Source organism: Novosphingobium silvae, assembly GCF_009856825.1.
In the GTDB taxonomy this organism is placed as follows: domain Bacteria; phylum Pseudomonadota; class Alphaproteobacteria; order Sphingomonadales; family Sphingomonadaceae; genus Novosphingobium; species Novosphingobium silvae.
Window position 1 is genome coordinate 16,024 of sequence record NZ_WVTD01000017.1, and the last position, 22,502, is coordinate 38,525.

At 64.5% G+C, this 22,502-nt stretch carries 37 protein-coding genes and 3 pseudogenes; 15 read left to right on the forward strand and 25 right to left on the reverse strand.

The genetic code is table 11. The annotated features are described in order from the left end of the window. Positions 1-86: 86 nt before the first annotated feature. The 24 genes and pseudogenes from GR702_RS17445 to GR702_RS22805 all read right to left on the reverse strand — a co-directional run bounded on the left by GR702_RS17445 (position 87) and on the right by GR702_RS22805 (position 15,058). Positions 87-485: a hypothetical protein gene (locus tag GR702_RS17445; RefSeq protein WP_160987004.1), complete on the reverse strand. Its 399-nt coding sequence runs from the start codon at positions 483-485 to the stop codon at positions 87-89. Beyond that, complete coding sequence (locus tag GR702_RS17450) at positions 482-808, reverse strand: hypothetical protein (RefSeq protein ID WP_160984961.1); 327 nt, start codon at positions 806-808, stop codon at positions 482-484. The genes GR702_RS17445 and GR702_RS17450 overlap by 4 nt, the downstream gene beginning before the upstream one ends. Beyond that, on the reverse strand, positions 805-1,455 hold the full coding sequence (locus GR702_RS17455) for an N-acetylmuramidase family protein (RefSeq protein ID WP_160987005.1): 651 nt from the start codon (positions 1,453-1,455) through the stop codon (positions 805-807). Before GR702_RS17455 ends, GR702_RS17450 begins: the two co-directional genes overlap by 4 nt. 547 nt (positions 1,456-2,002) lie before the next feature. Then, positions 2,003-2,803: pseudogene (locus GR702_RS17460) on the reverse strand (IS110 family RNA-guided transposase); the annotation flags it as partial. Positions 2,804-2,818: 15 nt separating this feature from the next. Continuing rightward, positions 2,819-3,576 (reverse strand): IS5 family transposase gene (locus GR702_RS17465; protein WP_160987006.1). Its coding sequence is split into 2 segments (ribosomal slippage): positions 2,819-3,243 and positions 3,243-3,576, totalling 759 coding nucleotides; the frame shifts between segments, so codons are not numbered across the junction. An 80-nt stretch (positions 3,577-3,656) separates the two neighbouring features. Continuing rightward, positions 3,657-4,016, reverse strand: a pseudogene (locus GR702_RS17470) (IS110 family transposase); the annotation flags it as partial. Positions 4,017-4,153: 137 nt separating this feature from the next. After that, positions 4,154-4,546 carry a hypothetical protein gene (locus GR702_RS17475; protein ID WP_160987007.1) on the reverse strand — a complete coding sequence of 131 codons (393 nt, stop codon included), beginning with the start codon at positions 4,544-4,546 and terminating at the stop codon, positions 4,154-4,156. Continuing rightward, positions 4,537-5,166: a hypothetical protein gene (locus GR702_RS17480; protein ID WP_160987008.1), complete on the reverse strand. Its 630-nt coding sequence runs from the start codon at positions 5,164-5,166 to the stop codon at positions 4,537-4,539. The genes GR702_RS17475 and GR702_RS17480 overlap by 10 nt, the downstream gene beginning before the upstream one ends. 248 nt (positions 5,167-5,414) lie before the next feature. Then, a complete protein-coding gene (locus GR702_RS17485; protein WP_337192638.1) occupies positions 5,415-6,923 on the reverse strand; it encodes an arabinofuranosidase catalytic domain-containing protein in 1,509 nt (502 codons plus the stop codon). Positions 6,924-7,071: 148 nt separating this feature from the next. Next, positions 7,072-7,458 carry a hypothetical protein gene (locus GR702_RS17490; RefSeq protein ID WP_160987010.1) on the reverse strand — a complete coding sequence of 129 codons (387 nt, stop codon included), beginning with the start codon at positions 7,456-7,458 and terminating at the stop codon, positions 7,072-7,074. Positions 7,459-7,566: 108 nt separating this feature from the next. Continuing rightward, complete coding sequence (locus tag GR702_RS17495) at positions 7,567-8,016, reverse strand: hypothetical protein (protein ID WP_160987011.1); 450 nt, start codon at positions 8,014-8,016, stop codon at positions 7,567-7,569. A 307-nt stretch (positions 8,017-8,323) separates the two neighbouring features. After that, positions 8,324-8,566 carry a phage head completion protein gene (locus GR702_RS22795; RefSeq protein WP_160987012.1) on the reverse strand — a complete coding sequence of 81 codons (243 nt, stop codon included), beginning with the start codon at positions 8,564-8,566 and terminating at the stop codon, positions 8,324-8,326. After that, positions 8,566-9,147, reverse strand: coding sequence for a head-tail connector protein (locus GR702_RS17505; RefSeq protein ID WP_160987013.1), 582 nt, complete (start codon positions 9,145-9,147; stop codon positions 8,566-8,568). The genes GR702_RS22795 and GR702_RS17505 overlap by 1 nt, the downstream gene beginning before the upstream one ends. 25 nt (positions 9,148-9,172) lie before the next feature. Further along, positions 9,173-9,607: a protein kinase family protein gene (locus GR702_RS17510; RefSeq protein ID WP_160987014.1), complete on the reverse strand. Its 435-nt coding sequence runs from the start codon at positions 9,605-9,607 to the stop codon at positions 9,173-9,175. A 74-nt stretch (positions 9,608-9,681) separates the two neighbouring features. Then, positions 9,682-10,275 (reverse strand): phage major capsid protein, encoded by a 594-nt coding sequence (locus tag GR702_RS17515; RefSeq protein ID WP_337192640.1) that lies wholly within the window; start codon positions 10,273-10,275, stop codon positions 9,682-9,684. Between the two features lie 22 nt (positions 10,276-10,297). Beyond that, a pseudogene (locus GR702_RS22800) lies at positions 10,298-10,744 on the reverse strand (phage portal protein); the annotation flags it as partial. Between the two features lie 73 nt (positions 10,745-10,817). Beyond that, positions 10,818-11,507 (reverse strand): GapR family DNA-binding domain-containing protein, encoded by a 690-nt coding sequence (locus tag GR702_RS17525; protein ID WP_160987016.1) that lies wholly within the window; start codon positions 11,505-11,507, stop codon positions 10,818-10,820. Continuing rightward, positions 11,507-12,088: a hypothetical protein gene (locus GR702_RS17530; RefSeq protein WP_160987017.1), complete on the reverse strand. Its 582-nt coding sequence runs from the start codon at positions 12,086-12,088 to the stop codon at positions 11,507-11,509. Before GR702_RS17530 ends, GR702_RS17525 begins: the two co-directional genes overlap by 1 nt. Then, positions 12,085-13,362 carry a CHC2 zinc finger domain-containing protein gene (locus tag GR702_RS17535; RefSeq protein ID WP_160987018.1) on the reverse strand — a complete coding sequence of 426 codons (1,278 nt, stop codon included), beginning with the start codon at positions 13,360-13,362 and terminating at the stop codon, positions 12,085-12,087. The genes GR702_RS17530 and GR702_RS17535 overlap by 4 nt, the downstream gene beginning before the upstream one ends. After that, positions 13,349-13,564 carry a hypothetical protein gene (locus GR702_RS17540; protein WP_160987019.1) on the reverse strand — a complete coding sequence of 72 codons (216 nt, stop codon included), beginning with the start codon at positions 13,562-13,564 and terminating at the stop codon, positions 13,349-13,351. The genes GR702_RS17535 and GR702_RS17540 overlap by 14 nt, the downstream gene beginning before the upstream one ends. Positions 13,565-13,663: 99 nt before the next feature. After that, complete coding sequence (locus tag GR702_RS22580; protein ID WP_272916684.1) at positions 13,664-13,792, reverse strand: hypothetical protein; 129 nt, start codon at positions 13,790-13,792, stop codon at positions 13,664-13,666. Next, positions 13,789-14,316 (reverse strand): helix-turn-helix transcriptional regulator, encoded by a 528-nt coding sequence (locus tag GR702_RS17545; RefSeq protein WP_160987020.1) that lies wholly within the window; start codon positions 14,314-14,316, stop codon positions 13,789-13,791. The genes GR702_RS22580 and GR702_RS17545 overlap by 4 nt, the downstream gene beginning before the upstream one ends. Positions 14,317-14,318: 2 nt before the next feature. Then, on the reverse strand, positions 14,319-14,780 hold the full coding sequence (locus tag GR702_RS17550; RefSeq protein ID WP_160987021.1) for a phage regulatory CII family protein: 462 nt from the start codon (positions 14,778-14,780) through the stop codon (positions 14,319-14,321). Beyond that, positions 14,777-15,058: a carph-isopro domain-containing protein gene (locus GR702_RS22805; RefSeq protein ID WP_419880310.1), complete on the reverse strand. Its 282-nt coding sequence runs from the start codon at positions 15,056-15,058 to the stop codon at positions 14,777-14,779. Before GR702_RS22805 ends, GR702_RS17550 begins: the two co-directional genes overlap by 4 nt. Before the next feature lie 93 nt (positions 15,059-15,151). Here GR702_RS22805 and GR702_RS17555 point away from each other — a divergent pair, with 93 nt between their 5' ends. After that, positions 15,152-15,736, forward strand: coding sequence for a LexA family protein (locus tag GR702_RS17555; RefSeq protein WP_237449787.1), 585 nt, complete (start codon positions 15,152-15,154; stop codon positions 15,734-15,736). On the opposite strand, the gene GR702_RS17560 is transcribed toward GR702_RS17555, so the two are convergent. Continuing rightward, positions 15,720-15,905: a hypothetical protein gene (locus GR702_RS17560; RefSeq protein ID WP_160987022.1), complete on the reverse strand. Its 186-nt coding sequence runs from the start codon at positions 15,903-15,905 to the stop codon at positions 15,720-15,722. The genes GR702_RS17555 and GR702_RS17560 overlap by 17 nt on opposite strands. A 251-nt stretch (positions 15,906-16,156) precedes the next feature. Here GR702_RS17560 and GR702_RS17565 point away from each other — a divergent pair, with 251 nt between their 5' ends. Genes GR702_RS17565 through GR702_RS17625 form a run of 14 tightly spaced genes read left to right on the forward strand, consistent with a single transcriptional unit; the run spans position 16,157 to position 22,489 of the window. Continuing rightward, positions 16,157-16,420, forward strand: coding sequence for a hypothetical protein (locus GR702_RS17565; protein WP_160987023.1), 264 nt, complete (start codon positions 16,157-16,159; stop codon positions 16,418-16,420). Further along, positions 16,417-16,917 carry a hypothetical protein gene (locus tag GR702_RS17570; protein ID WP_160987024.1) on the forward strand — a complete coding sequence of 167 codons (501 nt, stop codon included), beginning with the start codon at positions 16,417-16,419 and terminating at the stop codon, positions 16,915-16,917. Before GR702_RS17565 ends, GR702_RS17570 begins: the two co-directional genes overlap by 4 nt. Beyond that, positions 16,910-17,380 carry a hypothetical protein gene (locus GR702_RS17575; RefSeq protein ID WP_160987025.1) on the forward strand — a complete coding sequence of 157 codons (471 nt, stop codon included), beginning with the start codon at positions 16,910-16,912 and terminating at the stop codon, positions 17,378-17,380. Before GR702_RS17570 ends, GR702_RS17575 begins: the two co-directional genes overlap by 8 nt. Next, positions 17,377-17,553 (forward strand): hypothetical protein, encoded by a 177-nt coding sequence (locus GR702_RS17580; protein ID WP_160987026.1) that lies wholly within the window; start codon positions 17,377-17,379, stop codon positions 17,551-17,553. The genes GR702_RS17575 and GR702_RS17580 overlap by 4 nt, the downstream gene beginning before the upstream one ends. Beyond that, the gene (locus tag GR702_RS22585; protein ID WP_272916685.1) at positions 17,550-17,675 is read left to right on the forward strand and encodes a hypothetical protein; all 126 of its coding nucleotides are present in this window, start codon (positions 17,550-17,552) and stop codon (positions 17,673-17,675) included. The genes GR702_RS17580 and GR702_RS22585 overlap by 4 nt, the downstream gene beginning before the upstream one ends. A 13-nt stretch (positions 17,676-17,688) precedes the next feature. Further along, the gene (locus GR702_RS17585; protein WP_160987027.1) at positions 17,689-18,705 is read left to right on the forward strand and encodes a DUF6551 family protein; all 1,017 of its coding nucleotides are present in this window, start codon (positions 17,689-17,691) and stop codon (positions 18,703-18,705) included. Further along, positions 18,705-18,914, forward strand: coding sequence for a hypothetical protein (locus GR702_RS17590; protein WP_160987028.1), 210 nt, complete (start codon positions 18,705-18,707; stop codon positions 18,912-18,914). Before GR702_RS17585 ends, GR702_RS17590 begins: the two co-directional genes overlap by 1 nt. After that, a complete protein-coding gene (locus tag GR702_RS17595; protein WP_160987029.1) occupies positions 18,911-19,093 on the forward strand; it encodes a hypothetical protein in 183 nt (60 codons plus the stop codon). The genes GR702_RS17590 and GR702_RS17595 overlap by 4 nt, the downstream gene beginning before the upstream one ends. A gap of 3 nt (positions 19,094-19,096) precedes the next feature. Beyond that, the gene (locus tag GR702_RS17600; RefSeq protein WP_160987030.1) at positions 19,097-20,599 is read left to right on the forward strand and encodes a ParB/RepB/Spo0J family partition protein; all 1,503 of its coding nucleotides are present in this window, start codon (positions 19,097-19,099) and stop codon (positions 20,597-20,599) included. Further along, positions 20,596-20,895: a hypothetical protein gene (locus tag GR702_RS17605; protein ID WP_160987031.1), complete on the forward strand. Its 300-nt coding sequence runs from the start codon at positions 20,596-20,598 to the stop codon at positions 20,893-20,895. Before GR702_RS17600 ends, GR702_RS17605 begins: the two co-directional genes overlap by 4 nt. Beyond that, positions 20,892-21,464 carry an MT-A70 family methyltransferase gene (locus GR702_RS17610; protein WP_337192639.1) on the forward strand — a complete coding sequence of 191 codons (573 nt, stop codon included), beginning with the start codon at positions 20,892-20,894 and terminating at the stop codon, positions 21,462-21,464. The genes GR702_RS17605 and GR702_RS17610 overlap by 4 nt, the downstream gene beginning before the upstream one ends. Then, positions 21,457-21,771 carry a hypothetical protein gene (locus GR702_RS17615; RefSeq protein WP_160987032.1) on the forward strand — a complete coding sequence of 105 codons (315 nt, stop codon included), beginning with the start codon at positions 21,457-21,459 and terminating at the stop codon, positions 21,769-21,771. Before GR702_RS17610 ends, GR702_RS17615 begins: the two co-directional genes overlap by 8 nt. Beyond that, a complete protein-coding gene (locus GR702_RS17620; RefSeq protein ID WP_160987033.1) occupies positions 21,768-22,067 on the forward strand; it encodes an HNH endonuclease in 300 nt (99 codons plus the stop codon). The genes GR702_RS17615 and GR702_RS17620 overlap by 4 nt, the downstream gene beginning before the upstream one ends. Further along, on the forward strand, positions 22,064-22,489 hold the full coding sequence (locus GR702_RS17625) for a hypothetical protein (RefSeq protein WP_160987034.1): 426 nt from the start codon (positions 22,064-22,066) through the stop codon (positions 22,487-22,489). The genes GR702_RS17620 and GR702_RS17625 overlap by 4 nt, the downstream gene beginning before the upstream one ends. Positions 22,490-22,502 lie beyond the last annotated feature (13 nt).

Genomic DNA, 22,502 nt, shown 5'->3' on the forward strand with positions numbered 1-22,502 from the left:
CTCCAGCCTCGATCGACCGGTGATGCCGGTTCGCACAGTCGCCATACTGCGCGACGAGACGCGCCTCCCACAGCAGCCGCGCTGGATCAAGGAACGGGAACGGCCTCGGCTCCACTGCCGGACAGTCCGCTTCCAGGTTGGCCTGTCCGGCGGGCGTTGGCGGCGGCGATGGCGTCGTCGAGCACGCTCCCGGCAGCATCAGGCAAAGCGCAGTCAGCAGGCACCGGCCGGTCGCGATAGATCGTGTTGATGGTGCTTTCCCGCAAAGTGGATTGTGCCTGGTCATCTTGCCTGTCCCTTTCGTAGCGGTCGCCCTGTTCCCGCATATGCTGCGCGCTGTCGTTCGCCGCCTTCGTGGCGTTGGCCAGAGCTTCGAGTGCCTTGCTGTCGTGGCGCCAGTCGTTCGCGGTCCAGCCGCCCCAGGCACCAAGCGCCAGGGCTGCCCCGGCGCCCGCGAGGCACCAGCCGATCGGGATCGGGTTCACGGCGCCTTTTCCAGCGTCACGGAGTCCCCCTCGCGCAGGGCCTTGCTCTCTCCGGCCGTGGTGGGCGTGCTCTCGGCCGCCGCCTTCAGCGCGTCGAAGGCCTTGCCGGTGTTCTCGGTGGCCTTCTCGCTGCTCTTGTTCAGCACGTAGTGGAACGAGACCACGGTCGCCACAAAGCCTGACAGCTGGCCGAGCATGTAGACGATCAGCTGCTCGTTCTTCTCCGGGATGTTCTTGAACATCAGGCCGAACAGGACCGAGACGAAGGCGAACACCAGGCCGACGCCGATGTAGTCGCGCAGGGAGAGGGGCTCGCGCTTCACTGCATCGCCCTCGCAAGCTTCTGGTGATAGCCGCCCTGCGCGTAGGCTGGCCCGTTGTACCCCTTGGCGAAAGCCCGGCAGTCGTCGGGATCGCGGCTCAGGGCGCGCAGCTCGTCCGTCAGTCCGAACGCCTCGATATAGCGGGCGAGCAGCTCATAGTGCGCCGCCTCGCTGGCGACGGTCGAGAATGCCAAGGCATAGGGGCTGGCGTACCGGAGCTTGGACCAGTGCAGGCCCAGAACCTGGAACTTGCCCCATGAGCAGGATCCGAATGCGGCATCCGGGTCCTTCGCGCAGGCCAGGCCCAGCTTGTCCCAGCTGCTCTCGGTGTACCTTCCCCCGCTCGCCTGGCTGGAGGAGGCGGGCGACCACTTGCCGGCCGTCTGCCGGTGGAACAGGTGCCGTTCGAACAGGATCTTGGGGTGGCCGTCCTTGTCGAAGCCGCCTCCGCCGCTCTCGACGATCGAGACGGCGCGCAGCTGCTTGACGGTGCAGCCGAGGCGCGCGGCGACCTTGTCCATCTCGGCCGACGTGATCGCGGGCGCGTTGATGTTGGTGAAGCGTGAGCGCAGGGCCTCCCGGCTGATCGGGCCGAATACCCCATCGGCCTTGACGCCCAGCGTCGTCTGCAACTGGCGAACGTCCATAAAGCTTTCTTTCCACACGAGAAGGATCGGTCGAGTAGTAAATCAACATTCCTCGGGGCACCCAAAGGCGGGGTTATCCCGGGAGTACAAAGCTGATTAGGAGGCAAAGGCGAACGGCGAGAACTCCCGTCCGGGCGGCTCGTAACCTGGATTTTACCAAATGGAGGCGCTTCCTACCCTCCTACTAGATCAGCAGAAGGAGGTTTTATCATTTTAATTAGTCTATTATCGAATTATTCGAAGATGTATGCTCACATGATGAGAAAGCAGACAATGTGCATTATCAAATGGCATTCTTCGTCTCCCAATTTAAGATCCAGGCTTGAGCCCGATTGCATGACGCGGCTTCGATAGATCGAACCCGGTCCAGCTCACATGCGGTCGCCGTTCTAAACGGCTGCACCATTATCCCGTTTGCGGCGGGCGCGGGCTCAGGAGGCGATACCAGTCTTTCACTCGGCGTTTGAAGCCAGCATACACTTTGCGGTCCGCTTCCTGGATCCACGAAGCTGATCAAGCCTCGGGGAACAGTGAAATCGAAATTGTGTCAGGCAGTTTTCATTACGGCACCATCGATTATAACTCCCGCAGTGACGTACTTCCACAACGCGATGAGTAGCTTACGGGCAAGAGCTACGATCATGGGTTTACGCAGGCGCCCCCCATTGCGTTCAACGCGCTGGTGAAACCATCGAGTTAGTGCTGATTCTGGCTGATTACGTAACCAGAGCCACGCTAACTCGACCATCGTTGTTCGCAGACGGATGTTTCCGGCTTTTGAAACACCCTGTTCGTAGGTAATTGCACCACTCTGCCAAGGGGTCGGCGCAAGCCCCGCATAGGCCGCCACCTGACGCCTGTTGTCAAAATTTCGGAACAATCCCTCGCCAAATAGGATGGTGGCAAACTCCGGACCAATTCCTTTGATGCCTATGAGCATTGCCACCGGACTATCGGCATTTTGTGCTTCGATGAGTTTTTTTCGTTCCTCTTCAACTGCTTTGATCTGTTCCAACAACAACTCAAAGCGATCAAGCTCTCGGTCAATCTGCGCCTTCAAATGGGGTGAAATCGACCGTCCGTCCCCTGTCCTCAATTCATCCAAGCGTTCACGGCGGTCCCGCCGTAATGGTTCGTAGTTCGTGATGCCTTGGCCGAACAGCAAGCCTTTGATGCGGTTGACGTGGCGAATACGCTCGGCAATCAACACCTTCCGCTCGCGGTTTATACGGCGCCGATCCTCTGCTTCCACACTCGGCACCCTAACCATTGCACAAACCCGCGGCTCACCTCGCTTGTACGCGAGCAACGCCCGCACTAGCGCTTCGCCATCGATCTTGTCCGTTTTAGGGTCGAGACTCGTTCAGAGCCAGAATGCAACGGCGGCAGCGAGGCTTACGGCTGACAGGAAGTTTCTGGCGAGCTTGTCGTAGCGGGTAGCGATTCGGCGGAAGTCCTTGAGGCGGCAGAACATTGCCTCGATCCTCCAGCGATCTTTGTAGCGTCGTTCGTCATACTGGATGGGGCGCTTACGGTTGCGTCGGCCGGGGATGACGGGGATGGAGCCCTGTTCGCGCAAGATAGCCCTGATGTGGTTGGCGTCGTAGCCACGGTCGGCGATCACCCGCTTCATTCCGACGGTTTCGCCGATCAGCAGGTCCGCGCCTTTCACGTCCGACGTGTTGCCCGGTGTCAGGACGAGGCGAAGCGGCCGTCCCAGGACATCGACGAGTGCGTGGATCTTGGTCGTCCTGCCGCCACGCGAGATGCCAATGGCATTGGCTCGCGCCCCCCTTTTGCCCCACCGGCACTGCGGTGGGCCTTGATGTAGCTGCTGTCGATCTGTCCGGTTTCCGCGATCCAGCCTTCCTCGGTCAGCGCCGCCAGGATGCGGGTCCAGATGCCCCGGCGGCTCCACCTGTTCCAGCGGTTGTAGATCGTTGTCGCCGGGCCGTATTGGGTCGGACAATCAGCCCAGCGGCCGCCGCATTTGAGCATGTGAACGATGCCGGAGATTACCCTGCGATCATCGACCCGCCGCGCTCCGGGTTGGTTCTTCGGCAGGTGGGGCTCGATTGCGCCCCATGCTTCATCCGACAGCCAGAATAACGAACGCGACATCTCTAAGGGCCTCCTGCTTCAACGGAGCCCTCCTGAATCAATGTGCCAACAGATTTTCAATAGGCTGATTGAGTTTAGACCCTAGCACGTCGCCGTCGACGCGAAGTCGCGATGGAAGCGGGATCGACGACATGACTCTCGATCCCCTCCTGCTGCAGAACTCGATGGATCCAGAAGCCGTCGAGGCCCGCCTCCTGAATGACGACGATGCGGAACTCGCGGCCGGTACGTGTTTGAGCTTTGTTGCGAAGTTCCGCAAATCGACTAAGCAGCCGCCCCACCTCGCCAGCAGGCACGGTGTGCTTGGACATTCGCTCGCCAGCACCAGGCGACAACGACGTCACCAGCCACGTTGATCTACTCAATTCCAGCGATACAAAAATAGCACCGAGGTCTGTACGGATAGCGGCATACGTCGCACATTGATCAGCTACAAGCATGGTTGCCTCCACAGAGTTCTGGATTGCAAACCCACTCTGACAGAGCGACAGCTGCTATCCAGCCGTCATGGCATCTTTCACGGCGAAGCGACACCACCATGAGCTACTCTTTCACGGCGAAGCGACACCACCATGAGCTACTCTTCCTTGGCCGAACCGAGCATGGCCTTCATCATCGCCACCACGCGCTCCCGCATGAGGCGCACGACGAGCAGCCCGGAAAAGCCGAGTCCGATGCCCGTCACCACGGCCATGCCCGTCTCCATGGGCTTGCCGGTGCCGACCAGCGGCATCTGTCCCGTGACCACCAGCAGAAGGATGATGATCAGCAGGGCGGTAAGCGCCCATTCCTGCTCCCGGGTCATTTTCTCGAGGCTGGGAGGCGCCACGAAGCGGGCGAGGAGCAGGGACGCGGTGGAAAGCCCGAGGGCGAGGATGGGAATGTCGAGCCCGGCGAAGGTCACGATGGCCGGGCCGATGGAAGGCGCGATAGGCACCGCTGCAGCCGCGAGGATTGGTTTCACGTCCATGCCTTGCCTACCGTCACGCCCAGGGCGATGAACGCGATCAGCCCGGTCATCCCGACCGAACCCTTGATGCGAGCCCACTTGGGCGGACACGCGAGTTGCTGCGAACGGATCAGGGCCTGCGGGATTGCATGGTCCGACCACTCGCCGATGACGAAGGCGAGCATGAACGGCATGATGGTGGCCCCGTCGAGCGCCCGATCGAGCGAGAGCAGGACCTCCATCGTCCGGGCCGACACTTCCCCCCACAACAGCATGACCAGCACGTCGCCGATCGCGCCCATCAGCACGGTGAGGTAGAGGCAGGACACTTTCCACCGGAACAGCCCCAGCGGCGTCCAGAACGGGATTGCGGGCCGACGCACGTAGCTGCCGATACGGCGCTCCAGCGCGATCTCCCGGCTTGCTTCGCTGACGGTGCCGAGCAGCCGCTTCAGGGACAGGCACGAGGCCAGCGTCAGGCTGAACAGCGCCGCCGCGTACGCCCAGGCATTGCCCTCGAAGGACGGAGGCAGCGCCGACAGCGGAACATGGTGCGGCATGAGGCGGGAATCGGCGCCGAGCGCCATCGCCCAGCGATGGGTGAGCGATGGCCAGTTCTCCGGCTCGATCACGAAGCGCATGAACCTATGCGCTCGTTGCCGGTTTCAGGCATGGGTCACCCTGTTGTGCCGCGCCCCGCCGCCTGCTACGGCGAGAGCAAGGGCTACCAGGGGCAAAAGGTGCAGCTTTTCCGCGACTTCTACCGGGCGTTGCTCGGCATCATCCTCTCGCCGCGCAGCTGCCCGCATGGAGACCCTCGCTGCAGTCCGGAGAGCAGCTGCCGCGCGTGTGAAGCTGATTACGACGCAAGGGTCTGGTAGAGGCTGCGTCACCAGCCCTTGCTCTCGATGAACGCCTTCTGCGTCGGCGCCACCACCGCCGATACCCCAAGCGCATTCGGGTGAAGGTCATCATTTGAGATTGCGGCCGGAGGCGCGCCCGTGGTGTTGCCTCCGTATGTCGACATGGCCTGCGCCAATTCGATCGTGTTATTCGGAAATGCGGCGCGCAGGAGGTTGTTGAACGCCGTGATGTTGGTGTTTCTGGACGTGCCTGTCACGGCCGACTGCTGCGGCACCACCGTGTTGAAGCCGATGCGCTTCCCTGCAGGCATGTAATCGTACATTTCCTGAAATTGGCTGATGTACGCAGAATGGTTTGCATCGGTGTCCTCAAGATCGGTGTTGATGCCCGACTGAACCAGAACAACCTCGCTAGCGCCAATGGTCCGCGAAAGCAGCGCATCCCGAGCAGATGTGATGACTGTTCCGGCGACAGCCTGATTCTGGACGCGGCGGTAGGGGTTGAAGCTGTCCGCCAAGACCTTCTGAATGCGCTGGTTCGGATCGGGGATCTGCGTTTCCTGGAAGCGGCTGTCTCCAAAAAGCCAGATCAGGGGCGGCACGGTCGGGGCCACATACCCGGGCGCGTACTTCGCCAACTCGGCATCAGCGAACGTTGCCTCATCGTTGGTGAGCTGGCGATCCCAGGCGACGAACCCGGCGATGCTGATCGGCAGACCTGACGGGTTGGTGTTGTTGAAGCGCACGGAAAGGCTGCTCGTGTCCGGCGTCTTGACCACCTCGTTCATCACAATGCTCTTTTCCAAGCCGTTCGCGATGACCGAATTTGCCCCACCTCGGAAGTTCGTCCGATGGAGAACGCGGAACCAGGTGTTGAGGATGAGTGGATCGGACTGCGGTGTGAGATAGCCGCCGGTGAAATTGTCGTGCGTGGTGGAGTTGCCGCGCACGCGCAGATCGCTGTCGATCTCTAGCGCCACCCGGCGCGCGGTTCCGGCCGTGCCTTGAGAGAACCACACGATCGGCCGCCCCGTCGTGAAAGCCGCATCTACCTTGGCGAGCAGGCTGTAGGATACAGCATCCTTGTATCGCGCGAACCCGCCCCATGCAGCCGTGGGCTGGAAGTTCTGCTGCGCCGTGAAGGTAGCCCAGGCGAACGTGCCGCTGATCGTTAAGGCCGGCTGCGTGGCGTTGCTCGTCTGAGTCCAGTGCTTGAATCCGCGCTGGTCGTAGAACGTCTTGACGCTTGCCGTTGCACCCGCGAGCCAAGCCGTGATTTCCGCCGTGTCCACCCAGTCGCCCCCTGCGGCCGGGCCGAAGTCCCTTTCGGTGTTGTCGCTCGAGCGGCGCAGTCGGACAAGCGGGCCGAGGTAAGTCGATACGAAGCGGACGGTGCCGACGATCCCGTAAATGCCCTGGACCAGTTCGAGGGGCCGGGGGCCCGATGTGAGAGCATTTTTGGCGGCATCAGCATTCTCCTCAGAGAGGGCAGCAGCAGCCTCCGCGAGTTCCCTCTGCGCGGTCGCCTGCGCCACCTGTGATGCTCCTTCGGTTTGAACCGCCGCCACCGCCTCGTCCCGGGCCTCGTCGATCGCCGGCACGGCGCTACCGGCGATGCCTTCGATGCGCCGCGCAGCAGCCAGCGCCAGGCGCGCGCCAGGACCAACGAACTCGAGCCTGATCTCAGCCATTCACTTCGCCTTTCATCACGTAGTCACCGAAGAGGATCGTCGTTACCGCATCGCTTCCCGGATCTCCGGGCAGCCTGTTGAACTTGATTTGGTAGAAGAGCGTCAGCGGCTCGTTGCCGGGGAGCCCGCCAACGCCGGCAACCGCCGCGCGCACGCTGGTTGCGGACGCGAAAACCTCTACGATGGAGGTTGAGACACCGTCCTCGTCCTCGATCACGTCCAGCAGATCCACCTCCGCCGTCACGATCGCCGGCTGTTCGGCGCCGGCCGATAGCTCGAAGGTAATCGTCACCCCGGTAAGGTCGTACCCAACTGCCGAGATGACATGCTTGATGTCGTCGCCGAGAATCCCGGCGAGCGCCAATTTCTGAGCTTCCATGAAGTGGGTCCTATTGCTCGATCGCGATGACGAAGACGGTCGCACCGACGAGGAGGTTGAGAACGGAGCCGAGCAGCCACGGTACTTCCTCCGCCCTGGACCGGCCCATCAGACGATCGTCCCCGAAGCTGCAGGAGAGATGGAAAGCAGGTTGTCGGCCGCGTCGTAGATGCGCACCCACCACCAGTACGAGCCGGGCGTCAGCGTATCGTCCTCGAACACCCTGGGCTCATACAAGCCGCCCGTTTCGCGCTCCGACACCGCAACGCTTGCCGAAGCAGCGCTGGAAGTGCCGCGGAACACCACGGCATACGACCAGCCTGTGATCTGGGGCATCCGCATCAGCGCGCGCTCGTACTGCTCCTGCTCCAGGCGCAGCAGCTCGAGCGCGATCCGGCGCCGCTCCGATTGCGTGACAGCCATGTCGCCCTGGATGCGCAGCATCGCCATTTGCGCGTCGGCGTTCTGGGCGGCCGAATCGTAACCGGCCGCCACTTTCTCGATTGCGCGCTGCACCCGGATATTATCGATGCGCTGCGCGCGCGTTTCATCGTTCAACTGGCTCAGCCGGGATGCCTCTTCAGGCTTCAGGTCCCTGCGGGCAAGCTGGGCGTCGATCTTCGTCTTCTGGGCGCCATAATCGGCCTCGATCTCCTCGCGGGCAAGGCGATCGCGCTCTTCCTCGGTGGCGGCAGTCTTGCGCTGCGCATCCAGCAGCCGACGCCGGGCCTGCCTCTCCTGCTCGGCGTAGGAAATCTGGTCCGACAGGATGGCGTTCTGGGCAGCTTGGGCTCGACGGGCAATCTCGTCCTGGCTGCGAGCGCTTTTCGAGAACGCAACGTGGAAGTGGTCGTTGTGATCCTTATCACCCGGGCCGAGCAGCTCCTTGATGTTGACGCCCTGGCCCTCGAGGAACGCGCGGATTTCCGCCTTGCTGGTCGCCCTCCCGCGTCATCTCGTCGCCGCGAAGCGGGACCTTCTTCGCCCAGACGATCACGACCGGGCTCCAATCCGACGTGAAGCCCCCCTGCCCGTTCGGAACCTTGCTTTCCGCTTCGACGCGGATTCGGGAGCGCAGCTCACCGGCAGTGAGCGGTTGAAGCGCCATCAGATCAGCACCCGGCGAAATGAAGCGCACAGTTCACGCACACCGAACGGCACTTCTGCTTCGGTTCCGCGGTCGGTCACGGCCTCGCGGTTCTTGTACAGATGGCCCAGAAACAGCCGCACAGCGGCGATGAGGCTTCGCGGCGCGTCCCCAGGGGCGTAGCCGGCGGTGAACTCGACCGAGACGGCTCCTCCAGCACATGACGGCCATCTCGCCCCAACGGCCGGCAGCAAATCGCCCCGCGCCCTCAGACGATAATCGGCCGGCACGCCGACCACCGGATTACCTGACCCATCCGCCCAGGTAATCGCGGTGATGGCGGTGACCGGGGAAACCGAGAGCATGATCGGCGTGGAAAACGCGCTCGGGAACCCGGCCGCCTGCCAGATCAACCCTGCGGTCGGCGCCAGCTTTACGGAACAGTATCGCTCCACGAATTCGATCGACGCGTCGCGCAGCGCGCCGATCAGATCGTCTTCATCGTCACCATCGACCCGCAGATGCGCCTTGCATTCGTCGATCGAAAGGATCGCCTCGCCATATCCCTCGGGAAACGGCGCATGCAGCAGCTCGAAGATCATCTGCGGGTCCGATCAGGTTGCGCGGTCAGTCTTCGTCCGACGCTTTGCCCGCGGCTTTCGTGGCCGGCTTTTTAGCCGCGCCCCCCGCTACGTCGGCGTCCTGCTTCACTTCGGCAGCCGGGCTGACTTTCCCTTGGATATCGGAACCGCCGGCTTCCAGCGCCACAAGGCGCTCTGTCAGTCCACCAAGCTCCACCTGGAGGGCCTCATGTCTCGTGACCTGCACGGCGATCGCCTCGGACAGATCTGCAATGCGCTGATCACTCTCGGCTTTCTGGGCAACGAGAAGCTGCTGCAGTTCGAGGACACCTGCCGCCAACTCTCGCAGCAGCGCGCCCTCATCAACTGGTGCTACCGTCGCGAGCTCGGCTTCGACCTCGGCCAGAAAGTCGCTGTCCGCTGCTCCGCTGCGCAGCATCTTGTTTCCCACCCGGACAGGCCGGTTCGGTTTGATGTCCATCTGAATGTTCCCTTCCACATAGGGGCCCCGGCGGCACCAGTGCCGCCGGAGTAGAGTTTCTCAGCTGATTACGGTCAGCCGCCTGCGGGCTCGGCCACGGCAGTGCCGAACGGGCCGGTGACGAATGCCTCAGGGCGCTTCACTGCAAGCGCGGTCCGCTCCTCGCAGCGGATCGTGATCATGTTCTTCTCGAAGTCGTCGTTGTTCGTGGTGGCGATGACGACATTGGCGTCTTCCCGATCGAAGATCTGCGCGCCGGTGCGGAATGCGCCGGCCAGGAACTCGCCAAGGAACTCGGGTTCTTCCGTTTCGACCACCGGCTTGCCCCAAATCGTTGGACCAAGGATCTGCGCAGGATTGGCCATGAGGTATGCGCCGTCTGCCGTCTTGGTCAGCTCGATCTCAGCCCAGTCGACCGAGTGGAGCACGAAACCGTCCACGGGCAGGCGCGCCAGCTGGGCCTGCAGTACCGCCAGGCGCAGATCGTCGATCTTCGTTCGGCGCTCGGGCGCAAACGCCGGAGCGAAAGCCGAAGCTTGCGGGACGATGCCCTCGATATTGCCGGCGCCGCCTGCACCGAAGAGGAATTCCTGCTCCTCGACATACCGGAGGCCATACCGCAGCTCTGCGTCCACCATGGATTGCAGCTGGGCAAAATCGTCGAGGATCCTCGTGGCGTTCCTTGTCGTACCAGGTGTAGCGTAGCGAGTTGTCCCTGACGCGCTGCACCCGCATGATGTCTGGTCGAACCGGCGTCAGCGAAATGATCGAGCCGTCTCGCCGCCGATCGACGCGCGCAAAGGCATTGCCCCACAGCTCCAGGCTGAGGCTCATCTGCTCCCAGAAGTCGATCGGTGTCTGATCTGCGTTGGGATCGTCCAGCACGCTCTGCAGCGGATGGTCACTTGCAGGCCTCCGCACGTTGCCAGACTTCACTTGTACGCCCAGGCTGAGCGAACTGATGGTGCCAGCCAACAGGTTCACACAGCCCCAGGCGGCCGATAGACCCATGACGGATGCGGAATCCACGACCTCTTCGGTGTGCGCCGGCGTTTCCCTAATGACGCGATAAAGGTCGTCGTCCGTGGCGGTCAGACCTGACAGCAACCATCGGGCGGCACGGTCGAGCCAGCTCATGCTGCGCGAAGTCCGGCAAGCCAGTCGTCGATCGACGGCTTCGGAATGGCGGCAACCGGGATCATCTGATCCGTCACTTCAATCCCCTGTTTCGTCTGCTGATCTGCGCGTAGGCGACGGCATCGCTCGCCTGCCGCTGCTTGATGGTGGGCGCCTTCTTCTCAGGCTGCGCAGGCCCGGCGAACATGGCGACCAGCTTGCTGTCGCCTTCCAGCTGCGACGCGGGGCGCGGCCCGTCGCCGATATCGCGATAGATCTGGAACAGCTCCTCGCTGGCCAGCATCATGTCGCGGCCATGCTTGTCGCATTTCTCCAGCCAGATGCAGGCCTCGGTGATCTTGCGCGGATCGAACCCGCCCGCGCGCGCCTTCTTCAGTTCCAGAGCGATGGTGCTGCGCATCTCCACCCGCTCGGCTCGCAGCTCGAGCACTTTGCTGATGATTGCGCGCAGCTGGTCCTCACTGCTGGAATTCGGCGGCGCCACGAACTTCTCGCGCTTGGCAGGCGGCCCGGCATCGGCATGCGCGATCGCTTGGCCCGTCACGCCCATGTCGGCCTCGTACTGGGCCAGCAGATCGTCCGCCGCGTCCCGATCGGCCGGGTTCATGCCGAGGCGGCGCACCAGATTGCGGATCGTCTTGCGATCGTAGCCCATGGCGGCCGCCTGGTCGTAGACGCCGCGGCGCCCTTCCATGGCGTCACCGATCTCCTGGTTGTAGGACTGAATGGTCTTGACGAGGCCGCGCAGGCGATCGTCGCCCATCACACCCCTCCCTCTGCAGCGGTGGAGTTGAGGGCGGCGAGCAAAATCGCCCTTACGTCTTTAGCGATCCTCTCAAGGCCGTGGCGCATAGCTTTGTCGATTGCGTCAGCGTCGTTTAACTTCCACGCTTCAATTGCGTTCACCGTGGCGTCGGTCATCGCTTCTAGAGAGCGATCGGCATGGCAAATATGATCGTAGATATTCGCCACCACATCCCCCGCCGTGTCTGGCGCGGGCAGGGAGGCGGCGTGGACAGAACAATCCGGGTCTTCCCCAGCTATCTCGCCACACGTGCAGTCGGGGAACGCGGCCCGCGACATGAACATGCGCAGTTCTTCGAAGGTGATGAGCGCCATATCCGGGTATCCCTCCGGCGAGGTGCGATCATCGTATTCGACAAGCTCCTGCCACGCCTCAAGGGCAGTCGCGGCGGGCATGGCCGACAGGGCTGCATGCATGGCCTCAATCGCCTTGGGCTTAGTGTCGGCGAGCAGGCCAGTATCCCACCACCCTTCGCCACCGAAGAAGTCGCAGTGCGCTTTCGCCATCGCCTCGACAGCACTGTCCTGCACGTCGGTCATACCATCTCCTGAACTGCATCGTTGAAATCCAGGCCCGCGGGCGGCTGCACGGCGCGCGCCTGGCACCCGATCGCGCGCCAGCCCTTCACCATCAGCTCGCCGCAGATCCGCGCGCGCTCGGCGCCGGTCACCGCGCGCCGCACGATCGGCCCGCCCTTGCGCTCCACCAGGGCCTCGCCAAGGTATTGCCCGGTGCGCGGATGCTTTTGGCCGCGCAGCGGACTCATGTCGGCGTCAACCAGACCCACCACCTCGCCGCGGTGCCCGGGCACCAGAAAGCACGGCCGTTCGGGATCGGGTCGCACGTCGAACAGCGGCCAAACGTTGTTGCGCCATTTGCGCATCCCGCCTTGCAGGTTGTCGAGGCTCAGCGTCGCGATGCCTACGTCCCCGGCATCGGCCCTGCCGATCGCCATGCCGGACAGCACCGTCTCGTTGCCCTCGCCCACCCACAGCTTCGCATCCGGCCGGTATTCGCCCAGCACCACGCACCCGCGCCCGGTCGGACCCAGCATCAGGCGCTTGGGCAGCCACGGCTCCTTGTCGTCCGGCTTCGCCCAGAGCGCGCGCCGCTTCATCGTCCCCGTGCCTTCGGGGTTCAGGAAGGTGACGTGAACCCCCACCGGCACCCATTCCAGCGCCGGCACTTCGCCCATCATCGTCGGCACGCGCACAAGGGCCACGATCGCGGGCGCCGTCAGCACCTTGCGCGGGTCGGTGCCAGCCTCCCAGGGGAAGCACGGGCAGTCCGACATGTAGCGAAATTGCGCGAGGCGCTCCGCGCCTGTCAGAGCCTCCGGAACGCCGCGCCCCATGAAGTACCGCCGCACCGTGCGATCGTCGCGCCGCGCGTGCTTCCAGATCCAGCGCCCCATGTCGAGCGTGTCGATCTTCGGCCGCTGCGCCCGGCGCCGGGGCTGGTCTGTCTTGACGCGCTGCACAGGCCCGCGCGCTGCGCGCTCGTCCCCGCCCGCCTCGCAGATGCCTGCCATGCGCTCGAGATCGGCCAGCGCGTCCACGAACGACCAGCCTTTCATGTCCATCACGAACTTGAACATGTCGCCATGCCAGCCACAGCCGAAGCAGTGGCCGAAGCCGTCGCCCTTATCGGCATCCTTCACGCTGAAGCTCAGCGATTCGCTGCCGTGGAACTCGCACTTGGCCCGCCGCCGTCCGCTTCCGGCCGAGCCGGTCAGCTTCCAGCTGCGCGCGATGACCTCGCCGATCGTCAACCGCCGGCGCACTTCGGCCTTGCGCTCGTCAATCGTCGGCATCGCCGTCCTCCACGGGCGCGGTCAGTTCGGCCAGCTTCGTGTGCGCGGCGCGCTGGATCCGCAGGGCACGGCCAAGGTCCATGTTCGGCCCGGTCCCGCACATCTCGCGCGCCTGCGCCGCCATGCGCATCACGTCGGTTGCGACGAGGCACACCTCCATGCGCGTCGGCCCCTGCGGGCCCAGGTCGGAATAGGCCGACATCAAGCACGCCCCCGATTGAGGACGCGCGTCTTCGGACTACGCTTGGTAGCCATATTCACCTCATCTCTCGCAGCTGCATCAGCCCGGCGGGCGCCGGCTTCAGGATCCGACCAGCAGCAGGGCCAGACCCCAGGCAAAGCCCAGACTGCCGCCGCCTGCCACGATCGCCAGCGCGGTCGCGTACAGGGCAAAGGCAGAGCCGCCGGGCTCGTCTTCGTCTTCCGTCACAGGCTTGCCTCCTGCCTCAGGATGTCCACATAGCGGTTCAGCCCTTCGCGGCGGACGCGGACGAAGCCGCCTTCCACCAGCAGGCGAAGGCGGTAATCCGCGGCATTGCGCGTCGGCAGTTCGGCCCGATCCGCCAGCAGGTCCAGGCTGGGCAGCGGGCCGCCGCCTTCCGCGATATCGGCCAGCACTTGCAGCAGCCTGGCCTCTGGTCGCCCCTCGATCGGACAGGCCACCGCAGCCGAATTGGCGCTCGTCGTCGCCCCGTGCCGCTTCTGCAGGAAATACCGGAAGCCCCGGCCATCGTTTTCCCGCTCGCGCAGCAGGTGGCACAGGCCCTCGTCGTGCCAGGCGCGCACCAAGGCGGCAGTCGCGGCCGTTAGGCTGACGGCAGGCCCGATCGCATAGGTGACGCGCTCGCCTGCCCGCGCCTTGCGAAACCGGCGCTCCAGCTCGGCCGCGTCGACATAGGTCGTCAGCGGGCCGATCTTGTAGTGCGCGCTGTCTCGATCGAGCCGGCCGGACATGATCACGCCCCCGCCGCGGCGCAATACAGCGCCCGCAGCCGCGCGAGAGAGGCCTGCGCCTCGTCGATCTGCCGCGTGATCTCGCTGCAATCCTGATCGCAGACCTTGCCGTCGCGGTGCGCCGCCTGGATGGCGGCGGCAATGTCGCCGAACTCGGCCATGGCCGCGACAAGCGCATCGTTGGGGTTCATCGTCGAAGTGGCGACGGAGGGCAGCCGATGGACGACATGCCCCAGCTCGGCCGCCATCGCCGAAAGGATCGGCGGCGCGTCCCCCAGCACCATACACAGCTGGTCCAGTTCGAACGCGCACTCGACCGGCGGGAACACGTCGTCGTTGCGGTTGTGCCACCGGCCAACCGTGGAAGGCTGGCGCTTGGCGGTCAGCGCAGCGCTATCCTTGCCCCCGTTGCGGGAGATCGCCTGGACGACTGCAAGCTTGAGGCGGGCAACAGCCGGCGTCATGCGGGGGCCCCGACCGACCCGTTAGACTTTTCGCCGGATTGAATAATGGACGCTTCGTCCTGCACTGCGGCATCAGCGCAGCCATGAGCCAACTCGTCCAGATCCTCCGGCAACTCCCTTCCCGCGGCGGTAGCAGCGAGCCGCAGATGAGCCATGCGCGAAGGCGGGATACCGATGCGCCGCCAACTATGGACCGTCGATGTTGGAGCTTCGATCAGCCGAGCGACCGCGGAAGTGCCACCTAGATGATCAATCACGAGATTGGCGGGAGTGTTCATGCTCCCAGTTATGCGATGAGCGCAAACTTACTGCAAGACCGTTTTTGCGATATTAGCGATTGCGATAATCGCAGGCCGTTGGTTCATGGCCCTATGAACGCGGAAGACATCAAGGCAGAGCTGCGCCGCAGGAACATGAGCCAGCGTGATCTCGCTGAGGCCGTTGGCATGAGTGAGAACCACCTGTCCAAGTCGCTTGCTGGGAAGCGGCAGTTTCGCTTGGCCGAGATGGACGCGATCAGGGTTGAACTGGCACCGGAGCCAGACAGCTACTCAATCAGGACTATACCCTTGCTTGGCTCTGTGCCGGCGGGGGACTTTCGCCCGGAAGAGCAGCGGGGCGGGATGCGGATACCTGTGTCAGATCCAGGCACGCCCGCTGGAGCATATGCACTCAAGGTGGACGGAGACTCGATGGATCTCATCGTTCCAGACGGGACCACCATCATCATCGATCCGGACGACAAGGCGCTCTGGCCAGGCCGGAGGTATGTCATCCAGACGGAAGATGGCGAGACGACCTTCAAGGAATTTCAGGCTGATCCCGCGCGACTGGTGCCGTGCTCCAGCAACCCTGCCCACAAGGAAATACCGCTGGGCGCTGCCCCTGTGACAGTGGTCGGAAGAGTATATTCATACACCTTGCGGGACGTAGATTTGCCTAGGCGCACACTTTAACAAAGCGCGCATGCAGCTCTTCGATCTCACCTGGGACTGATACGAAGAAGTCTCCCCACTCGTCGTAATCGCCAAGGCCAAGCTCGAGCGCGTCCTGCTCTGCCTGCCGCTTCAGCGGGCGCCATGGCCCTTTGGCTTCACCAAACACTCGCACGCGGTAGTAGAGCACTCGCGACCTCCTTTCGAATCAGGTTGATACGTGTACTGCCATAATGAGAACAAAAGTTGAACACGGATTGGCCTTGTTGAGGTTCGCAGAAAGGTCTGAGCAGGGTACAGCGCCTCACAAGCGCGCCAGAACGCTGCGATGATCGCAAATCCGTTTCCCGATTTGCGAAGTTCGCAAATTTCGACTTGACGTTCAGTTTGCGATGATCGCATATTGCACTCCAACAGGCACACCGCCTGATGGAGGCTTCAATGCTCAACGTCAGTGCTCCGTACCCGCACGCCGGGTCCACCGCATACTTCGACGATATCGACCTCGACGGTAACGACATCGTCCGCAAGGTGCGCATCATCGCGCACAAGCCCGAGGATCTGGTGCTGGTCGCCATCCGCGACCGCCTTTACCCGCGCGAGATCGCCAGCGGGAACCGCACCGTCTCCCTTTCCCAGCTGCGCGAAACCGAACAGCCCGTTCCCTCCAAGCCCTCGGGTCGCACCAAGGGCCGCCGCCGGTGAGCCTCGCCCTCGCCCCTACGGACGAGGCCACCGGCGGCACCGTCTCACCCGACCTCGCGCGCCTCGGCCTGCTGGCCGAGGAGTGGAAGGCCGCACAGGAACATCGCCGCCGCGCGGCCGAGGAACTGCTCGCCGCGCAGGAGCGCCTGCGCAACGCCGCCGCCTCGGCCGAGGCCGCCGAAAGCCGGTTCCGGGAAGCCTGCCCCGCAGCTTTCGGCATCGCCCCGAAGATCGTCAGCGCGCACCCTGTCGACGCTTGGGTGGCCACCCGCTGCGATACATCGGATCGCCTGGCCGCCACCGGCTCATCCAGCCTCTACCGCGACTTCATCGAATGGTGCGTGGGCTCCGGTTTGCCGCAGGCCGATCCGGGACGCTGGCCGCAGACGCGCTTCGGCCGTGAACTGTCGGATCGCGGCTTCACGGCCCGAAAGAACCGCCTCGGCCATACGTTGCGGGTCGGGCTGAGCCTGCGCGGGGAGTCCGGCCGTGGCTGATCTCGCCCAGCTCGCTGCGATCGCCGCCGACGAGCACGCGCGCCGGTCGTCCGCCGCCAGGCGCAAGGTCGCTGCGGGCGAATTGCCGGAGCACGTCGCCAACCGCGAGTTGATGCCCTGGCACGCGATCGCGGTGCTCTGCGGCGCACCCGGCGTGCTGGCGCAGGAAGTCACCGACTACCGGCGCACCATCGTCCACTACCCGGGCAATGGTGCACCGGCCGTCTACGGCCACCTTCTGCCCGAGCAGGATGCGCGCTGGGAACTTGCGAGCGCCCTGTGCGCGCCCGGCAGCTGGCGGGAGGCACTCGGCAAGGCGCGCGATGCCGCGCTGGGCAAGGCCACCACGCCCGAGCGCGTCGCCCGTGCCCGCAACCTGTGCATCCTCGCTCGCGCACTGGACGTGCCGCTGACCGCAGCTTCCTGCGCGCGCCCGGTCACACCCGAGAGGAAGGCCGCGTGACCGAACGCCGCTCGTTCGCCGTCGATCTTCGACACGAGGGAGACGCGCCGCTGCTCGACCAGCTCGAGACTTGGTTCCTCTACGCCAACGTCCTCTGGGTGGTCCTGGCAACGCTGCTGTCCATCGCTCTGCCCTGCATCGTCATGATGGCGCTCGTCAGGGCTTTCTCGTGATCACCAGGCCCCCCGCTGGCCCGGGCTCGTACCGCCCGGGCCGCACGAGGATCGTCGTCGCCGGCGCCGCCATGTCGGCGGCGGCGATCCTCACCTTCCTCTGCAAGCTGTTCCATCCCTGAAGGAAGCGCCGCCATGGCATCGCCCAAGCCCGCCAATCTGAAAGTGAATCCGCCGCTGGGGCGCATGCCCGTGCTCCAGTTCCTGCCTCCGGCAGAACTGGGGATCGATCCCGCCTACCAACGCTCGGCCGAAGGTGGAGACAGCCAGGCGCTCATCCGTCGCATCGCACAGGACTGGGACTGGGATCTGTGCCAGCCTCTCGTCGTCGCACGCCGGCAGCAGGGCCAGGGCGAGGCATTCTACGTCATCGACGGGCAGCACCGCCTTCTGGCGGCCAAGCTGCGCGGCGACATCGCCCAGCTGCCCTGCAATATCCGCTCCTACCCGAATGTCTCGGCGGAGGCGGCAAGCTTCGTGAAGCTCAACCAGCAGCGCAAGCCGCTTTCGAAGCTGGACCTGTTCAAGGCGGCCGTGGCCAGTGGCGATGAAGAAGCCTGTGCCATCGTCGAGGCCATGGAAGATGCAGGCCTGCGCGTGGCACCGCACAACAACCCCACCGCCTGGAAGCCGGGCATGGTTTCGAACATCTCCGGGATCCAGGCCTCGTGGAGAAAGCACGGCAAGCGCCGCACGGCCACCGCGCTGCGCGCGCTGTCCTCGGCATATGCCGGGCAGTTCCTGCAGCTGGCGGGCACGATCTTCCCGGGCATCGCCGCCGTTTCTTTCGATGAGCACATCCGCAACAAGATCTTCCTGCACGATCGGCTCGAGAAGTTCATCACGATGCTGGCGATCCGCAGCCAGGATGAATGGCGCAAGGACATCAGCGCTCTTCGCATCGACAACACCGGGCTGAGCCTTTCCGCTGCGAGCGAACGCGTGATCCGCGATGCCTGGGCCCGGGCCAACGGCACACCTGTCACGACGAGCCCGGCGCCGCGGCCACAGGCTCCGGCACCTGCGCCGCGCACCATCGCGACAGCCATGCAGACGGGAAAGCGCTGGTGCGACCAGTGTGACCGGGGCGTAGATCACCGCGAGATCGCCGCCTGCCGTGACAGCCACTGCAAGGTCAAGGGCGCTGCCTGATGCCTCGCCTTACCCCCATCAACCAGCGCATGTCGGAAGGACGCGACGCCGCGATCGACGCATGGAACAAGGGACACGATCTCCCGGCCTGCCCCTACGGCCGCGCCACCAAGAGCGCCCTGTTCTGGAACGATGGCGCCGCGCGCGCCCAAGCCGGGCTGGCGCGCGCCCAAGCTGCACTGGAACAGGTGATGAGGATCGGCGCGTGACCGGGCCCACCTCGATCGAGGCGGTGCCGATCGACGATGCCGCCCGCGACGGCCCCTTTCAGCTCGTCTTCGCCGATGGCCGCTGCGCCCTGGTCCGCTTCGCTGGCGAACACTGGGTCTTCTCCAGCGGCATCCCCTTTCCCGACCAACCGACCCGCTATCACCCCCGAAAGGACTGACCCTTGTCCGATGCCACAGCCACCGACTTCTCCGACCTGGACGAGGGAGTGATCGCCCCGATTCCGCTAGATCGCCTGATGCTGTCCACCCTCAACGTCCGCCAGACCGAGCGCGCGGCCGACGTCGATTCGCTTGCAGAGGACATCGCCGCACGCGGCCTGAAGCAGAACCTCGTGGTAGTGCCCGCGCACTTCACCAGCGGTGAGGCGCGTCCGGAGCACATGGCTGGTGAGCCGCTCGCTTCAGGCGGGAAGAACGTGTGGGACGGCCGGTTCGAAGTCATCGCCGGTGGCAGGCGTTTCCAGGCGATGCAGCTGCTGGTCCAGCAGGAACGCCTGTCGCCTACCTACCCTGTCCCCTGCATGGTCGAATTCCGCGACGAAGCGGCCGAGACATCATTGTCGGAGAACCTCCACCGCGTTGCCATGAACCCGGCCGACGAGTTCGAGGCATATCGCATAATCGTCGAGCGGGCGACGAAGCACGGCCTCGATGCCGATCCTGTCGCCTACTGCGCCAAGCGTTTCGGCGTCAGCGTCAAGCACGTCAACGGCCGCCTTCGCCTCGCCACCCTCGCGCCCGAGATCCTCGACGCCCTACGCGCCAACGAGATCGGCGTGGACAGCGCAAAGGCCTACGCCGGTACGGAAGATCATGCGCTCCAGGTGAAGGTCTTCGCTGCGCAGAAGAAGTCAACGTGGAAGCCTCATGACCCGCAGCAGGTCCGCCAGGCCCTGCGCGGGGAAACCTTGCCGCTGTCGAACGCGCAGGTGAAGTTCGTCGGGCTCGATGCCTACCTTGCCGCCGGCGGGCGTACCGAAGTCGAAATGTTCATGGGCACGGAAGGCGAAGAGCGCATCGTCGACGTCAAGTTGGTGAAAAAGCTCGCCAGCACCAAAGCTGAGGAATTGGTCGCACCAGCGGCCAAGAAGGACGGCTTCGCGTCGGGCCTGCTTGCCGCAGGGGTTGGCAAGCACAACGCCGTGTGGCCCAAGGACCCGAAGGAAATGGAGCGGATCCCCAGCTGGGGCGATCAGCCGACGAAGGCTCAGAAAAAGAAGTGCGTCGGCGTCTATGCGATCGACGGCGACGGTGTCGGTATCGAGCACATCGGCACATTCCGCCCGATCGAGAAGAAAGCAGAGCCCGCGCCGAGACGCGACTGGGCGGCCGAGCACGCCGCCGAGCAGCGCAAGGAGCTGATCGAAACGCGCGCCGGGCGAATGACCCTGCCGCCCTTTGCAGGTACGCCGCTCGAAGGGCGAGCATTCTGGCCGAACAGTGATTGGCATAGCGGCATCGAGCCCGACGACACCGACGATGCCTTCAAGTTCGTGGTCGTGCACGTGCGCGTACCCGTCTCGGAGATCGAAGCGAACCTCGCCGACGCGGAGCGTCTGGTCGACGAGGAAGAGGCGGCAGCACAGCGCACAGCTCTGCTCGAACAACTGCGCGCCGAACGGATCGCTGCGGAAGAAGCAGCGGCGCAGGAGCAGAGCGCATGACGAAGAACGATCGCACCGTTCCGCCCGTGATGCACTTCCCCACGCACGAGGAGGGCCTGAAGCGCTGTCTGGTGATGACCAGTACTGCCGTTCACACCGCGACCCTCCATTCGGGCACCTCGTTCGCGGCGCTGGTGATCAACGCGCCGCAGCACCCTTGCGGCGCCGCCGTCCTGATGGACCGGGCAGAAACCGAAGCCATGATCGCTCTTCTGCAGAATGCTTTGGATGATGCCGACCGATTGAATGCCGGGAAGCTTCCGCTTGCTGGTCGGGAAAAGGGGTCGCTGCAGTGACATGGCCGTTCGGCGCCATGCGCCCCTTCGCCTATGGCGGCCTGCTGGTCGATCCGCCCTGGCACTTCGCCAACTACTCGGAGGCTGGCGAGGAGAAGAACCCGTCGGCGCACTACAAGTGCATGTCGCTGGCCGACATCGCCGCGCTCCCGGTCGGCCATCTGGCCGCGCCGGACTGCGCGCTGTTCATGTGGGCCACGGCACCGCTCTTGCCCGAGGCGGTGGAGCTGCTGCGCGCGTGGGGCTTCACCTTCAAGTCGGCCGCCGCCTGGGCGAAGCAGTCCAGCACTGGCAAGGCATGGCATTTCGGCACCGGTTACGTCTTCCGATCGGCCGCCGAGTTCATCCTGGTGGGTACGATCGGCAAGCCCAAGGTCCAGTCGCGCTCCGTGCGCAACCTGATCGTCGCGCCCGTGCGCGAGCACAGCCGCAAGCCCGACGACCAGTACACCATGGTCGAGGCTCTGTACGAAGGGCCCTACGCCGAGATCTTCAGCCGCAACAGCCGCCCGGGTTGGGACTGCTGGGGCGATGAGGCAGGCAAGTTCGTGGAGCCCGCCGATGCGTGATCCCGCGCTCAAGATCGCACAGGAGCTCATGGCGGATGAAGACGCCCGCCGCGTCATCGCCGAGCTTTGCTGCTGGTACGACGATGCAATCCCCTACGCCCGCGAAGTGGCGCGCGACCTGGGCATGCCGGTCGAACAGCTGCGCCGCATCCTGCACCGCCTGATCGATGGTGGATACGCCACGTACGGCCCGCTCTATCGCGAGGACGACGGCATGCCGATCGGCTCCAGCTACTCGCTGACCGAAACGGGCGAGCAGCTGCGCCAACATATGCCCGGCTTTCCCGAAGCGGTGGCAGGCCGATGAGGCGTTCCGCCAAGCGCAAGGCGCGGCTGCGCCGCGACCGGGTCGCCCTTCTACGCCAGGCTCAGCGAAAGCGCTGCGGATCCTGCGGCGGCCGGGTGCCGCCTGTCGGTGCGCGCTGCTCGGCCGCCAATCGCCCGACGCTCGATCACGTGGTGCCGCGTGCGGCCGGCGGCGCCAACGCGATCGGCAACCTGTTGATGATGCACCACCGCTGCAACCACGCGAAAGCAGACCGCGCACCGACAGGATGCGAACTGCTGATGCTGGCCGCCGCCAACGCAAGGCTCGGCCTGTGACCCTGCCCCACTGCCTCATCTGCGACGACACCGGCTTCAAGGATCACGCGAGCTTCCGCATGGACCCGTGCGACCACCTGCAGCTGCCGCCGCTGCCCGCTTTGAAACCCTGCCCGAATCCGTCGTGCGGCAGCATCAGGATCGTCTTCAGGTCGGACCCAAGCACCGGCCAGACGATCGCCTGCCGCGACTGCGGCCTGTCGACCACCCAGGGCGAGCAGGATCACCAGTACGCCACCTGGAATGGCCTGCTGCGCGCGGATCTCGGCCCGCCCAGGGCATGGCTCTACACCAGCCGCTTCGGCGATGCAGAACTGATCTTCAACCGCAACACCGAATACGCGGTGCGCCTGCGCGAGCAAGGATACTCCGAGTCGGCGCTGCATCATGGCGCACTCACCGCGGAGATCTCCGGCCAGTGAGCACCTCCGCGCG

Coding starts and splice junctions, on each gene's coding strand:
- GR702_RS17455 (WP_160987005.1), bottom strand. CDS start 1,455: ATGGACGTTCGCCAGTTGCAGACGACGCTGGGCGTCAAGGCCGATGGG.
- GR702_RS17475 (WP_160987007.1), bottom strand. CDS start 4,546: ATGGACGTGAAACCAATCCTCGCGGCTGCAGCGGTGCCTATCGCGCCT.
- GR702_RS17480 (WP_160987008.1), bottom strand. CDS start 5,166: ATGCGCTTCGTGATCGAGCCGGAGAACTGGCCATCGCTCACCCATCGC.
- GR702_RS17490 (WP_160987010.1), bottom strand. CDS start 7,458: ATGGAAGCTCAGAAATTGGCGCTCGCCGGGATTCTCGGCGACGACATC.
- GR702_RS22795 (WP_160987012.1), bottom strand. CDS start 8,566: ATGGCGCTTCAACCGCTCACTGCCGGTGAGCTGCGCTCCCGAATCCGC.
- GR702_RS17505 (WP_160987013.1), bottom strand. CDS start 9,147: ATGATCTTCGAGCTGCTGCATGCGCCGTTTCCCGAGGGATATGGCGAG.
- GR702_RS17510 (WP_160987014.1), bottom strand. CDS start 9,607: ATGGACATCAAACCGAACCGGCCTGTCCGGGTGGGAAACAAGATGCTG.
- GR702_RS17525 (WP_160987016.1), bottom strand. CDS start 11,507: ATGGGCGACGATCGCCTGCGCGGCCTCGTCAAGACCATTCAGTCCTAC.
- GR702_RS17530 (WP_160987017.1), bottom strand. CDS start 12,088: ATGACCGACGTGCAGGACAGTGCTGTCGAGGCGATGGCGAAAGCGCAC.
- GR702_RS17535 (WP_160987018.1), bottom strand. CDS start 13,362: ATGCCGACGATTGACGAGCGCAAGGCCGAAGTGCGCCGGCGGTTGACG.
- GR702_RS17540 (WP_160987019.1), bottom strand. CDS start 13,564: ATGTCGGCCTATTCCGACCTGGGCCCGCAGGGGCCGACGCGCATGGAG.
- GR702_RS17545 (WP_160987020.1), bottom strand. CDS start 14,316: ATGTCCGGCCGGCTCGATCGAGACAGCGCGCACTACAAGATCGGCCCG.
- GR702_RS17550 (WP_160987021.1), bottom strand. CDS start 14,780: ATGACGCCGGCTGTTGCCCGCCTCAAGCTTGCAGTCGTCCAGGCGATC.
- GR702_RS22805 (WP_419880310.1), bottom strand. CDS start 15,058: ATGAACACTCCCGCCAATCTCGTGATTGATCATCTAGGTGGCACTTCC.
- GR702_RS17555 (WP_237449787.1), top strand. CDS start 15,152: ATGAACGCGGAAGACATCAAGGCAGAGCTGCGCCGCAGGAACATGAGC.
- GR702_RS17565 (WP_160987023.1), top strand. CDS start 16,157: ATGCTCAACGTCAGTGCTCCGTACCCGCACGCCGGGTCCACCGCATAC.
- GR702_RS17585 (WP_160987027.1), top strand. CDS start 17,689: ATGGCATCGCCCAAGCCCGCCAATCTGAAAGTGAATCCGCCGCTGGGG.
- GR702_RS17590 (WP_160987028.1), top strand. CDS start 18,705: ATGCCTCGCCTTACCCCCATCAACCAGCGCATGTCGGAAGGACGCGAC.
- GR702_RS17605 (WP_160987031.1), top strand. CDS start 20,596: ATGACGAAGAACGATCGCACCGTTCCGCCCGTGATGCACTTCCCCACG.
- GR702_RS17615 (WP_160987032.1), top strand. CDS start 21,457: ATGCGTGATCCCGCGCTCAAGATCGCACAGGAGCTCATGGCGGATGAA.
- GR702_RS17620 (WP_160987033.1), top strand. CDS start 21,768: ATGAGGCGTTCCGCCAAGCGCAAGGCGCGGCTGCGCCGCGACCGGGTC.